Annotated in this window: 8 protein-coding genes; 4 read left to right on the top strand and 4 right to left on the bottom strand. The window is 74.9% G+C overall.

Features of this window, described 5'->3' with window-relative positions:
- Positions 1-53 precede the first annotated feature (53 nt).
- Both ACFQ53_RS08660 and ACFQ53_RS08655 read left to right on the top strand, forming a co-directional pair.
- Positions 54-941, top strand: coding sequence for a PHP domain-containing protein (locus ACFQ53_RS08660; protein WP_377858188.1), 888 nt, complete (start codon positions 54-56; stop codon positions 939-941).
- Positions 938-1,570 carry a MarC family protein gene (locus ACFQ53_RS08655; protein ID WP_377858185.1) on the top strand — a complete coding sequence of 211 codons (633 nt, stop codon included), beginning with the start codon at positions 938-940 and terminating at the stop codon, positions 1,568-1,570. Before ACFQ53_RS08660 ends, ACFQ53_RS08655 begins: the two co-directional genes overlap by 4 nt.
- A 170-nt stretch (positions 1,571-1,740) precedes the next feature.
- Here ACFQ53_RS08655 and ACFQ53_RS08650 read toward each other — a convergent pair whose 3' ends face one another.
- The 4 genes from ACFQ53_RS08650 to ACFQ53_RS08635 all read right to left on the bottom strand — a co-directional run bounded on the left by ACFQ53_RS08650 (position 1,741) and on the right by ACFQ53_RS08635 (position 5,906).
- Positions 1,741-2,724 carry an NAD-dependent epimerase/dehydratase family protein gene (locus ACFQ53_RS08650; protein WP_377858183.1) on the bottom strand — a complete coding sequence of 328 codons (984 nt, stop codon included), beginning with the start codon at positions 2,722-2,724 and terminating at the stop codon, positions 1,741-1,743.
- A 10-nt stretch (positions 2,725-2,734) separates the two neighbouring features.
- The gene (locus ACFQ53_RS08645; RefSeq protein ID WP_377858180.1) at positions 2,735-4,618 is read right to left on the bottom strand and encodes a DEAD/DEAH box helicase; all 1,884 of its coding nucleotides are present in this window, start codon (positions 4,616-4,618) and stop codon (positions 2,735-2,737) included.
- A gap of 208 nt (positions 4,619-4,826) precedes the next feature.
- The gene (locus ACFQ53_RS08640; RefSeq protein ID WP_152353481.1) at positions 4,827-5,048 is read right to left on the bottom strand and encodes a DUF3107 domain-containing protein; all 222 of its coding nucleotides are present in this window, start codon (positions 5,046-5,048) and stop codon (positions 4,827-4,829) included.
- Between the two features lie 153 nt (positions 5,049-5,201).
- Positions 5,202-5,906: a TetR/AcrR family transcriptional regulator gene (locus ACFQ53_RS08635; RefSeq protein WP_377858177.1), complete on the bottom strand. Its 705-nt coding sequence runs from the start codon at positions 5,904-5,906 to the stop codon at positions 5,202-5,204.
- Positions 5,907-6,185: 279 nt separating this feature from the next.
- On the opposite strand from ACFQ53_RS08635, the gene ACFQ53_RS08630 reads away from it, so the two are divergent.
- Both ACFQ53_RS08630 and ACFQ53_RS08625 read left to right on the top strand, forming a co-directional pair.
- On the top strand, positions 6,186-9,695 hold the full coding sequence (locus ACFQ53_RS08630) for a PD-(D/E)XK nuclease family protein (RefSeq protein ID WP_377858174.1): 3,510 nt from the start codon (positions 6,186-6,188) through the stop codon (positions 9,693-9,695).
- Positions 9,692-13,303, top strand: a complete 3,612-nt coding sequence (locus ACFQ53_RS08625; protein ID WP_377858171.1) for an ATP-dependent DNA helicase — start codon at positions 9,692-9,694, stop codon at positions 13,301-13,303. The genes ACFQ53_RS08630 and ACFQ53_RS08625 overlap by 4 nt, the downstream gene beginning before the upstream one ends.
- The last annotated feature ends 4 nt before the right edge of the window (positions 13,304-13,307 follow it).

Genomic DNA, 13,307 nt, shown 5'->3' with positions numbered 1-13,307 from the left:
GGCGGCCTGCGGATCAGGTCTCCGCGCGGGCACGGGGCTGGCAGGATGGGCACATGGCCCACCTCCCTTCGGGACTCGCCGCCGAGTCCCGCATCGACCTGCACGCGCACACCCGGTGCTCCGACGGCACCGACGACGTCGACGCGCTCGTGCGGCATGCGGCGGAGGCGGGCCTGGACGTCGTCGCGCTCACGGATCACGACACGACCGCGGGCTGGGACGAGGCCGTCGAGGCATCCCGCCGCCACGGCGTCGCGGTCATCCCCGGCATCGAGGTCTCGACGGAGTGCGAGGACCTCTCGGTGCACGTGCTCGCGCTCCTGCCGAACCCGTCGCCGAGCACGGAGCTGCACTCCCACATGGAGCGCGCCCGCGAGTCGCGCGCCACCCGTGCCCGGCGCATGGTCGAACGTCTCGCCGCCGACCACCCGATCCGCTGGGAGGACGTCGAGGCGCAGGTCGCGGGTGCGAGCACGACCGTCGGACGTCCCCACATCGCCGACGCGCTGGTGGCCCGCGGAGTGGTCGCCGACCGCACCGAGGCCTTCGGCGATCTGCTGAGCTCCTCGAGTCCGTACTACGTGCGCTACTGGGCGCCCGAGCCCGCCCAGGCGGTGCGTGCGATCGTCGCGGCGGGCGGCGTCGCCGTGGTCGCCCATCCCGGCGCGCTCACCCGCGGGAGCACCATCCCCGAGGACCTCCTCGAGGAGATGGTCGCCGCGGGACTGGCCGGCATCGAGGTCGATCACCGCGAGCACGATGATGTCTCGCGGGCGAGACTGCGCGCCTTCGCCCGATCCCACGAGCTCCTGGTCACCGGGGGCAGCGACTACCATGGCGCGGGCAAACCGAACCGGCTGGGCGAGAACCTCACCCGTCCGTCCGTGCTGGCCGCTCTGATCGAGCGCGCCACGAGCAGAACCGAGGTCCTCCTCCCGTGAACGTGGTCGATCTGCGCTTCCTCGCGGGAGTGTTCGTCACGCTGTTCGTGATCGTGGATCCGCCGGGGACGGTGCCGATCTTCCTCTCGCTCACGCGCACGATGACGTCGAAGCAGCGCTCGCGCGCGGCGATGGTCGCCGTGGGAGTCGCGATCCTCATCATCGCGTCCTTCGCCGTGTTCGGCCGCTTCATCCTCGCCTACATGCACATCTCGCTGCCGGCGCTGCAGTTCTCCGGCGGCCTGCTCCTGCTGCTCATCTCCCTGCAGCTGCTGATGGGCAAGGAGGGCGAGCTCGCCCAGAGCAGCGGAGTGAACGTGGCCCTGGTGCCGCTGGGCACCCCACTGCTGGGCGGTCCCGGCGCGATCGTGGCGATGATGCTGTTCGTCGACCAGTCCCACGGCGAGCTCCCGCGCGTGAACGCGCTGATCATCGCGCTCGTGGTGATGGCGGTCGTGCTGTACGTGTTCATGCGCTTCGCGGACGTCATCGCGAAGATCCTGGGCGACGGCGGCGTCACCCTGGTCACCCGGATCTCCGGCGTGCTGCTCGCGGCGATCAGCGTGCAGATGCTCTTCGACTCCGTGCACTCGTTCCTGGAGACCTGGGGCGTGATCGCCGCGTCCTGACGCGCGCGCCGTTCCAGGCCGCGCCGAGTCGTGAGAGGCACGAAACGGTTGCCAAGGAGGGTCTTGGCAACGACTTCGTACCGTTCGTCGCCCCGTCGCCCCGTCGCCCCGTCGCGCTCGATCGGGGTCCGGTCGCGCTCGATCGGCGTCCGGCCCGGCTCGACCGAGGGTCAGTCCCCGTCGAACTGCGCAGGCAGCTCCCAGGTGCCGTCGGTCCCGCGTCGGGCGATCGAGCGCACCCATCGGGCCGTCCGCGTCAGGGTCGCCGTCGGCTCCGGGGGAGTGCCGACGAGAGTGCGCAGCGCGCCGAGGTCGAGCTCCTGCCCGGTGGCCCAGGCCCCCGGGAGCGCGCCCGTCTCGCCGTGCGCAGCGGGGCGCACCTCGACTCCGCTCGTGCGTTCGTCCTCGAGCGCGTCCGCGAGGATCCTGGCCGCCTGGAGGTTCGTCACCGAGGGCGCGTCGCCGACGTTCACGACGCGGTCGGAGGGCCGATGCAGGCAGGCGGCGACGGCCTGTGAGAGCGATGACGTGGAGGTGAGGGTGCCGAGGTCGTCGGCCCGCTCGACGGCCAGCTCCCGCGCCCCCTCGAGCACGGAGCGCACCAGCGGCCACTCGCGCACGCGGCGCGTCGAGGGGCCGTGGACGCGAGCCGCCCGCAGCACGCTGACGCGCTCCCCGTGCGCGGCGAGGACTCGCTCGGCCTCGGCCTTGTTCGCCCCGTAGCCCAGGCGCGAGGCGTACGGCTCGCCGTGGTGCTCCATCGTCGCGGTCGTCTCCGGCGTGGGCCCGGGCCACCGCGGCGCCTCCTCGGAGTTCGCGTGGCTGCCGGCGGCGTCGACGTAGACGGCGCGGGAGGACAGCATGATCGTGCTTCCGCTCGCGTGCGACCAGCGGGCGAGATCGGCCGCATGGCTCGGGGTGAAGCACTGGCCGTCGACGATCCCGTCGACCCCGTCCCCGACGAGCGCATCGATCCCGCGCGCATCGTCGCGGTCGAGCGTCAGCACGCGGATGCCGAGCGCGCACCAGTGCGGCGGGGCGAGCTCGGGACGACGGCAGGTGACGGTGACATCGGCCCCTGAACGTGCGAGATCCTCGGCGGCAGCGGCGAGAGTGCCGGTGCCGCCGAGGATCAGGCAGGCGGGGGAGGTCATCGGAGCCGGGTCAGGACTCCGGGCCGCCCTCGGAGGCGTGGCCCGACTCGGAGCGTCCGCCCGTGCTGCTCTGCTCGCCCTGCTCGCCGTGGCGACGACCGCGGCCGCCGCGGGAGCGCCGACGACGCGGGCGCGAGGACTCCTCGCCGTCGCGGCCGGCCTTGTCGGGACCGTTGTTCGCGGAACCGCCGGACGCGCCGCCGTTCTCGGAGCCGGAGACGACCTCGCCGTTCACGCGACGGGTGCGGGTGCGGCTGCGCGAGCGGCGCGGTCGGTCCTGCGCCGGCTTCTCGGAGTCGGAGCCCTCACCGGAGCCCTCGGTGCGAGCGGGGCGCTCGGAGTCGCCGCGCGAGCGCCCGCCGCGTCCTCCGCGACCGCCCTCGCCACGACCGCCGCTCCGGCCGTCCTCGCGACCGCCGCGACCGCCTCTGTCGCGCCCCCGGCCGCCGCGCGAGGAGTCCTCGCGACGCGACTCGGGACCGCCCAGGTCCTCGATCTCCTCGGCATCGAGGCCCTCGCGGGTGCGCCGCTCCTTGGGGAGGGTGCCCTTCGCGTCGGTCGGGATGTCGAGGTCGGTGAACAGGTGCTCGGAGGTCGAGTACGTCTCGACGGCCTCGGTGGACTCCAGCCCCAGCTGACGGGCGATGAGCGCCCAGCGCGCGAGGTCCTCCCAGTCCACGAAGGTCAGGGCGGTGCCCTTCTTGCCCGCGCGGCCGGTGCGGCCCGTGCGGTGCAGATACGTCTTGTCATCGTCCGGGCAGTTCCAGTTGATGACGTGGGTGACGTCCTCGACGTCGATGCCGCGGGCGGCGACGTCGGTCGCGATCAGCACGTCGATCTTGCCGGTGCGGAACGCGCGCAGCGCCTGCTCGCGGGCGCCCTGACCGAGATCACCGTGCAGCGGCGCCGCGGCGAAGCCGCGGTCCATGAGGTCGGTGGCGACCTTGTCGGCCTGGCGCTTGGTGCGCATGAACACGATCGTCAGGCCGCGGCCGCGGGCCTGCAGGATCCGTGCCAGCACCTCGATCTTGTCGAGCTGGTGGGCGCGGTAGATGACCTGCTTGATGTCGGCCTTGGTGCGCGAGGCGTCGCCCGGGTCGTGGGCGCGGATGTGCGTGGGCCGGCTCATGAAGCGGCGGGCCAGGGCCATGATCGGACCGGGCATCGTCGCGGAGAACAGCATCGTCTGGCGCGTCGTCGGGACGGCCTTGAGGATCTTCTCGATGTCCTCGAGGAAGCCCAGGTCGAGCATCTCGTCGGCCTCGTCGAGGACCGCCGTGCGGACCTGCGACAGGTCCAGGTGGCCCTGTCGCATGAGGTCGATGAGGCGACCGGGCGTGCCGACGACGATCTCGATGCCCTTGTCGAGGGCCTCGATCTGCGGCTCGTAGGCGCGGCCGCCGTAGATCGTGAGCACGCGCACGGGGCGCTTGGCGGAGGCCGCCTGCAGGTCGGACGCGACCTGCACGGCGAGCTCGCGCGTGGGCAGCACGACGAGGCCCTGCGGCTTGCCGACCGGTCGGCTCTGCGGGTTGTCCTCGCCGGGGGCGACGACGCTCTGGAGCATCGGGATGCCGAAGCCCAGGGTCTTGCCGGTGCCGGTCTTCGCCTGGCCGATGATGTCGCGCCCCTTGAGCGCGATCGGCAGGGTCATGGCCTGGATCGGGAACGGGTGGGTGATCCCCTTCGCGGCCAGCGCCTCGACGATGTCCTCGCGGACGTCGAAATCGGCGAAGGTCTGCGTGGGAGCGGTGTCCTCGACGGGTGCGGCCGCGTCGGCCGTCGCCTCGGGATCGGGGGTGCCGGAGCTCTGCTCGACGGCGATGGAGGAGGCCGGGGTGTCGGGCGCGATCGCGCCGGTGGCCTCAGGGGTGTGCGGGGTGGATTCGGGCACAGTTCATCTCTCTGATCAAAGTGGTGCCCCACCATCGTAGCGTTGTGCGCTCCGTCACCCGATGGGGCGGGGCAGGCCGACGCGGCAGGCCGACGCCCGGGCCGGAGCGGAACGGCTCCGGACGCACGACGGCCGACGGCGCGGGCATCTCGCCCTGCTGCCGTCGGCCGTGCCGCTCGACGCGGTCGCCGCGGGGTCAGCCCGGGAATCAGCCCAGGAAGCCGACCCGCTTCTGGGTGGGGCTGGAGATCTCGGCGTAGGCGATCTTCGCGCCCGGCACCAGGACGGTGCCGCCCTTGGAGTCCTTGAGGGTCGCGATCGAACCGTCGCCCAGGGCGGTCTCGAGCGCGGCCTGCACCGACTCGGCGCTCTCCTCGGTCTCGATCACGAGCTCGCGAGGCGCGTGCTGGATGCCGATGCGGATGTCCATGTGAGGTCCTTCCCTCGTGCGTGCGGTCGATCCGGGAGTCTATCGCCGCATGCCCCGCCGCGGGCGGGTCGCGGGGCTCTGCGCGGTGCGCTGTGGGGTGAATCCGCCGTCGGCGGAATCGAGGGCGGGGCCGGCAGGGAGCACCGCGAGGTCTCAGACCAGCTCGCGCGCCCCGTCGGCCGCAGGGGAGTCCTCCTCGAGGCCGGCGATGCCCGAGGCCACGAACCGCGAGAGCAGGTCGAGCTCCGCGGACGACGGGTCCGCCGGTCCGGGCGGTCCTGTCCTCTCCATGGCGGTCCCTTCCATGGCGGTCCCTTCCGCGGCGATCCCCTCCTGGCTCTCGGGGCGCGCTTCCGCGGGACGCAGCACGTCGCCCGCCGCGAGGGCGATCAGGCAGCGACCCAGCAGCACGGCCGTGCGGTCGGGCAGGACGGGGCGGTGCACGAGGGCCTGGGCGAGGGTGCGCGCGAGCTGGGTGCGGAAGACCGAGACCAGGGCGCTCACCGGACGGGACACGGACTCCTCGCTCAGCAGCAGGCGCACGCCCAGGTGGTCGTCGGCCAGACGCTGCACGCGACGGATCGCTCCTCGCGCGCGCTCCTCGGTGTCCCCGGTGAGCGGCGGCAGCGAGCGGGCGGCGGCGACCACGCGGGCGCCCACGCCCTCGACGACCATGAGATACAGCTCTTCCTTCGAGTCGAAGTGCTGGTACAGGACCGGTTTGGTGACGCCCACGGCACGCGCGATGTCCTCCATCGAGGTGCTGCGGAAGCCGTGCGCGACGAAGGCGTCGGTGGCTGTGGCGAGGACCAGCGCACGGCGCTCCGACTTCGGCATCCGCTGCGTGGACCGTGCCATCTGTGGCTCCTCCCGGCAGAGGTCGACCCTCGGCCCTCATGTCGATGCGCGGTCGCGACCCCTCCCGCACGACCTGCACCACTCATTCTAGGGCATTTGTCCGGTACGCCGGGCTTGCCGGGATCGCGCGTCGTCGGGCGGCGCGCGGCGAACGGCGCGAGAGGGGGATGCGGGAGCACGTGCGACACCGCGGGGGCCGAGCTCGAGGAGCGCCCGGACCCGGTCCGCGGACCTCGCGCGTGGTCTCGGATGTCCGGCCGCTGTGGTCCACTGGGTGACGTGCAGAAGACGGAGGCGGGACCAGGGATCGGCGAGCTGCGGGTGCTGCCGCCGGACCCCCGGCGCCTGCCCGCCCTGCTGCGACCGCAGGACCTGGATCCGACGCAGCGCGAGGCGCTGGACGCCTTCCTCGGCGGGAGCGATGTGCTCGTCCACGGCGCACCGGGCACCGGACGCACCGCTCTCGCGCTGGCCGCCGCCCTCGCGCGCACGAGCGCCGACGCGCGCGGAGGAGCGCGCGACGAGGAAAGAGATGCGCGCGGCGGGGAGGGCGCCCACGGCGCGGCCGGCGGCGGTGACCGCGAGAGGGAGATCCTCCTGCTCTCCCCCCGCCGCGCGGCCGCCGATCCGCTGCGCGATGCGGTCGCCCTCGCGGGCGGCGCCTCCGATGCGCGCGGCCCTGCGGTGCGGGTCGCGACCCCTCCGGCCTTCGGGTTCGCCCTGGTGCGCGCCGCCGCCCTCGAGGACGGCAGGGGAGAGCCGACGCTGGTCACCGGCGCGGAGCAGGACGCCCTGCTGGGCGACCTGGTCCTCGACCGCGCGGACTGGTCGCTCGACGTCGACGCCGCCACCCGCACCCTCGCAGGCTTCCGCACCGAGCTGCGCGACCTCATCACCCGCGCCCAGGAGCTGGGCATCGGCCCCTCGGCACTGCGCCGGCTGGGCCACCGTCGGGGCCGCACCGCCTGGCTCGACGCCGCCGACATCCTCCGCGAATATCTCGACGTGCTCGATCTGCAGTCCCAGGCCGCTCTGGACGCCGGGCCGCGCCTGGACTCCGGCGCGCTCGTGCGCCGCGCCGCCGGCCTCGTCGAACGACTCGACCCCCGCCTGCTGCCCTCCGCCGTGATCGTCGACGACGCCCAGGACCTCACCGTCGCCGGCGTCTCCCTCGTGCTCGCGCTGGCCCGGGCCGGCTCCCGCGTGCTCGTGACCACCTGCCCCGACGTGATGGTCGACTCCTTCCGGGGAGCGGTGGCCGACGCGGCGGCACGGATCGAGGCGGGCCTCCCTCGCGCCGCCCGCACGGTCCTGCTCACCTCCGCCCACCGCTCGGCGTCGCCCCGCGCCGCCCTCGACGCCCTGCGCGGACGGCTCCCGCTGGCCGGTGCACCCGCCGAGGTGCGTCGGCCCGCCGCGGAGCCGGCTGCCGAGCCCGCGGAGCGCGTCGTCCCCGCAGGGCTGTCCGTGCTCACCGCGTCGGACCCCGAGGAGGAGGGGCGCGCGATCGCGGGCGCTCTGCGCGATCTGCACCATCGTGGGGACGTCCCCTACGACGAGATGGCCGTGGTCTGCCGCTCGGGCGGGATCGTGCGCGAGGTCGCCGACATGCTCGCCCGCCACGGGCTCGCCGTCACCACCCCGCAGCGCCTGCCCGCCCTGCGGGAGGAGCCCGTGGTCACCGACCTTCTGCGCATCGTCGAGCTCGCTGTGAGCGGCCCGGCGACCGGTGCAGCGAGCGCGCGCGGGACGTCTCCCGCGGCGGACCCCACAGCGGAGGACCTCGCTCCCGCGCTCACGGCGGCCGAGGCCGCGAAGCTCCTGCGCGGTCCCTTCGGCGACGCCGACGATCTGCGCCTGCGCAGGATCCGCCGCGCGCTGCTCGATGCCCGCCGCGCCGACCCCGCCGATCACGAAGCACCTGCGGACCCCGCCGACCCCACGGCCACTGCGGACCCCCCGATGGTCACCGGCTCGAGCGCGCTGCTCGCCCGAGCGCTCGTGGCCGAGGAGACCCCCGCGGGCCTCGAGGACGGCGGCCGCACCGCCACCCCCGTGCTGCGCATCCGCCGCATGATCCGGGCCGTGCGCGACCTCGGGCCCGCCCCCGCCGCGGCCGACGCCCTCTGGGCCGCATGGGAGGCCGCGCACCTGGCCGAGGGCTGGCAGCGCGCGGCCCTCGGCGAGGACGCGGAGGACGTCGACGGCGCTCGCGCCCGTCTCACCTCCCACCGCCTCGACGCGGTCGGGGCCCTGTTCGCCGCCGTCGATCGCTTCACCGAGCGCCGTGGGCAGGCCGATGCGCTCGTCTTCATCGACCAGATCCGCACCCAGGCCGTCGCCGAGGACACTCTCGCGCCGCGCGCCGAGGCCGCCGGGCGCGTCGCGGTGCTCACCCCTGCGCAGCTCGCGGGCGCCGAGCGCGACACGATCGTGCTCGCGCGCGTCCAGGAGGGCACCTGGCCCAACGTCCGCCTGCGCTCGACGCTCTTCGGCGCCGCCGAGCTCAGTCTGCTCGGGTCGAGGCCCGACGGCGAGGAGCTGCCGCTCGAACCCGCGGCCCTGCGCGCCGTCCAGCGCGAGAGCGTCGTGGCCGACGAGGTCCGCCTCGCGCTCAGCGCCCTCACCCGGGCGCGTGAGCGCGTCCTGGTCACCGCGGTGGACGGCGGGGAGCTCGCGCCGTCGGCCCTGGTCCCGCTGCTGCAATCCCGTGCCGGCGAGGGCTGGCTCGATCCCGCCGTCCTCACCGAGGACCCGGGACCCGCGCCCGACGCGCGCCGCCTCGTCGCCGCCCTGCGCCGTCGCCTGCTGGACGCGGAGGAGGCATCGGGGAGCGGGACGAGCGCCCAGGCCGCGGTGCTCCTGGAGAGCCTGCGCGCCGAGGGCGTGCCCGGCACCGACCCGTCGACCTGGTACCACCAGGACCCCAGCGTCGACGAGCCCGTGAGGCAGAGCGGGGCGCAGGTGCGGCTGAGCCCGTCGGCCCTCGAGCGCGCCCACGCATGCCCGCTGGCCTGGCTCCTCGAGCGCTCGGGCGGCTCGAGGCCCTCGGGGCCCGCCCAGCTCGTGGGCACCGCCGTGCACCGCCTCGCCCAGGAGAGCCCCGCCGGCGTCGCCCCGGACCGCGTCGAGGACGTGGTGGTGCGCCTGCACATGCTGCTGCGGCCCCTGCAGCTCGAGGACACCTGGTCCGGACGGCGCACCCTGCGCCGCGCCGAGGACTCCGTGCGCCTGCTCGAGGAATATCTGCGCACCGCGCCGCCCGCGGCCGCGATCGAGGCGCCCTTCGAGGTCACCCTCGGCGACGTCGTGCTGCGCGGCGCGATCGATCGCATCGAGGGCGAGGCGCGCGCGAGCGCCGAGCAGGACACGGGACCGGACGGCGCCGGGCAGAGCCCCGCCCGCAAGGACATCGGCTCGCTGCGCATCGTCGACCTCAAGACGGGACGCGCGGCGAAGAGGGCGGCCGACGTCGAGGAGGACCTGCAGCTGGGCGCCTACCAGAGCGCCGTCGCCTCCGGCGCGCTGGCCGAGACCCTCGGGGTGGACGCCCCGCAGCGACTCGCCGGAGCCCAGCTCGTCTACGTCGGCACCGGAGCCGCGAAGCCGGTGCTGCGCACTCAGAGCGCGCTCGGCGCGGCCGAGGACCCGGACTGGTTCCACGCCATCGTCGAGGACACCGCCCGCGAGGTCTCGGGGGCCCGCGTCACCGCCCGCCGCAACGCCCACTGCGACAACTGCGCGGTGCGCCGCATCTGCCCCCTGTGGGCCGAGGGGGCCGAGCTGTGAACACGCCCCGCCCCAGTGCCGCCCGGCCCAACGCCTCCCGGCCCAGCACGCCCCGCGCCAGCACACCCCGTCTCAGCGCGACCCACCTCGCCGCGCTCATGGACCGCCCCGCGCCGACCGACGAGCAGATCGCCGTCATCGAAGCCCCTCTCGCTCCCATGCTCGTCGTCGCCGGGGCGGGGAGCGGCAAGACCGAGACGATGGCCTCGCGCGTGGTCTGGCTGATCGCGAACGGCCTGGTCGAGCCGCGCCAGGTGCTGGGCCTGACCTTCACGCGCAAGGCCGCCCACGAGCTGGCAGAGCGCATCACCGGGCGCCTCGGCACCCTCGCGACCGCACTGCGCGCCGACGGGCTGCCCGTCCCGCGCGGCCTCGAGCGGGCAGGGGACGACCTGCTGGGTCAGGAGGTCCAGGTCCACACGTACAACGGCTTCGCCCTCGATCTGGTGCGCGAGCACGCGCTGCGCGTCGGGCTGGACCCCGAGTTCTCCATGATGTCGCCCTCGGCCGCCTGGCAGCTCGCCCACGAGCTCGTCGAGGCGGCGGACGACTCCCTGGACCTCGACGCCTCGCCCGCCTCGCTCACCGCGGCCCTCGTCTCGCTCACGTCCTCGCTCGCCGACCACCTCGTCGGACCCGAGGAGCTCGCCGCCGAGCTGCGCGCGATCCGCGACCACCTCAGCCAGATCCCCCTCCAGGTCAGCGGACGTCGACGCACGACGCCCAAGGACGTCGCCGGCGTCATCTCCGCATGCGAGCAGCGTCTCGAGCTGATCCCTCTGCTCGAGCGCTTCGCGGCCATCCGCACCGAGCGCAGCGCCCTGGAGTTCTCGGACCAGGTGCACCTGGCCGCGCGCATCGCCCGCGAGGTGCCCGAGGCCGGCCGCCTGGCCCGCGAACTCCACCCCGTGGTGCTGCTCGACGAGTTCCAGGACACCTCGATCGCCCAGCTGCGCATGCTCGCGGACCTCTTCGGGCCGGGCCACGCCGCCTGCGCCGTCGGCGACCCGCAGCAGGCGATCTACGGATGGCGCGGCGCCTCGGCCGCCTCCCTCGACGGCTTCGCGCGAGCCTTCGCGACGCCGGCCGTCCCGGGCGCCCCGGGCACGCCGGGCGCCCCCGAAGCACCGGTCCTGCAGCGCACCCTGTCGACCTCCTGGCGGAACGACCGTGCCGTCCTCGACGTCGCCAACCGCATCGCCGCCCCGCTGCGCAGCGCCTCGACGGCGATCACCATCCCCGAGCTGCAGGTGCGCCCGGGCGCCGGCGAGGGGACGGTGCACGTCCACGAGGCCGCCGACGAGCGCTCCGAAGCGCGTGCGATCGCCCGCTGGATCCTCGCGCGGCGCGGTCGGGCAGGCGACGCGACGGACGCGAGGGCCCACCCGTCGGGTGCCGCGGGAGAGGGCGGGCCGGCGTCGGAGCCGCTGCCGAGCGCCGCCGTGCTCGTGCGTGCGCGCAAGCAGATCCCTCCGATCGTCGAGGCGCTCGAGGAGGCAGGACTCCCCGTGCAGGTCATGGGCCTGGGCGGTCTCCTGGACCGGCCCGAGGTGGCCGACGTGCGCGCCCTTCTCGAATGCGTCCACGACCCCGGCCGCGGCGACTGGCTCATGCGTCTGCTCGCCGGGCCCCGCTTCCGCCTGGGTGCGCGCGACATGTCCGTGCTCGGCCGCTGGCGCGAGCAGCTCGCGGCGCGCCGGCGTCGCGCCGCAGCGGGTCCGGACGCCGCGGGCGCGGACGCGACGGAACGCAGCGGCGCGGCGGGCGTCGCCGCGACGGGCGTCGGAGCGGCCGACGGGGCGGACGAGATGACCCTCATCGACGCCGTCGACGATCTCCCCGCCCCGGACTGGACCGATCCCGACGGCCGCTCCCTCGGCGTCACCGCCCGCGAGCGCCTGCGCGACCTGCAGGGCATCCTGCGCGGCCTGCGCCGCCGCCTGGCGCTCCCCCTGCCCGACCTCATCCAGGAGGCCGTGCGCGCGCTCGACCTCGACCTCACCCTGCTCTCCCAGTCGCCCACCGACCCGCCCCTCGGCGGGCTCCCGGCGCTGCGCGAGCACGCGGCCGCCTTCGAGCGCACCGCCCAGCGACCGGGCCTGGGCCCCTTCCTCGCGCTGCTCGAGATCAGCGAGGACCAGGAGGCGGGACTCGCCATGGGAGCGGGTCAGGCCGATCCCGACCCCGATGCGATCACGGTGGTCACCATGCACTCCGCCAAGGGCCTCGAATGGGACCTGGTCGCGGTCGCGGGGCTCAGCGAGGGCTCCGTCCCGTCCTACGACCTTCGCCGCGCGAAGACGACCGAGGACGGCAGCGTGCGCGTGGCGGACTCCGGGTGGACCGGGAAGCTCGCCGAGGCCTCGATCCCCAGCTCCCTGCGCGGGGACGCCGACATCCTGCCGCAGCTCGACTGGGCGAGCGCCGACACCCAGGTCGATGCCGAGTCCCTGGTCCAGGAGTTCCGCTTCGCCCAGGGCGAGGAGACGCTGCGCGAGGACCGGCGGCTGATGTACGTCGCGGTCACCCGTGCCCGGGAGGACCTGCTGCTCAGCTCGTGCGCATGGCGCACCGGGGCGGCCAGGCCCCGGCCGCGCTCGCGCTACCTGCGCGAGACGCTGCCCCTGGTGCCCGAGCGCTTCCAGGAGATCGAGGACGTCCCCGAGAAGAACCCGCTGGACGCGCGCCTGTTCGAGGCCTCCTGGCCTCCCGCGCCCGGGGAGGCCGAGCACCGGCGCGCCGACGCCGAGGCGCTCGTGCGCGCCGCGGCCGACGGCCGACTCCCGGAGCTCCCCGACGACGCCGCCCTGGCCGAGCAGACCCGCCGGGTCCTCGCGGATCTCGCGGAGCGCCGTGCACAGCTCACGGTGCGCTCGCCCGCACGGCTCTCGGCCTCCCAGATCGTCGCCCGCGCGCAGGATCCGCAGGCGGCGGCGCGGTCGATGCTGCGGCCGCTGCCCCGTCGGCCCTCGCGCTCGGCCCGCCGCGGCACCGCCTTCCACGCATGGCTCGAGCAGCGACTCGAGGGCGGTGCGCTCCTGGACCTCGAGGACCTCACCGAGCTCGCCGACCTCGAGGACGGCCCGCTCGCGGATGCGGCCGACGGAGACCCCGGAGCCACGGCCGACGGGGACCTCTCGGACGCCGAGGCGCTGGCCCGCATGCGCGAGGCCTTCGAGCGCTCGCCCTATGCCCAGCAGGTGCCGATCGCCGTGGAGGAGCCGGTGACCACGCGCATCGGTCCGCTCGCGATCCGCGGCGTCATCGACGCCGTGTTCCCCGATCCGGACTCCGAGGACGGCGTGGTCATCCTGGACTGGAAGACCGGGGCGCCGCCCAGCGGGGCCCGTCGGCGCGCCCGCGCCCTGCAGCTCTCGGTATACCGCCTGGCCTGGCACGAGCGCACGGGCCTCCCGCTGTCGCGGATCCGCACCGTGTTCTTCTACGTCGCCGCCGGGAAGACCGACGAGGTGCGCCGACACCCGTCGCGCCAGGCCCTCGAGCACATGCTCCTCGCCGAGGGGGACGCGGCGGAGGACTCCCTGCCGGCGGACGCCCCGTCGGCAGACGCCCCGCCGACGGACTCGCCGTCGTCGGGGCGTCCGTAGCCCC

Source organism: Brachybacterium sp. NPDC056505 (genome assembly GCF_042794925.1).
GTDB lineage: Bacteria > Actinomycetota > Actinomycetes > Actinomycetales > Dermabacteraceae > Brachybacterium > Brachybacterium kimchii.
Note: the sequence above shows the minus strand (reverse complement) of the source record. Positions and strands in the feature narration are given on the sequence as shown.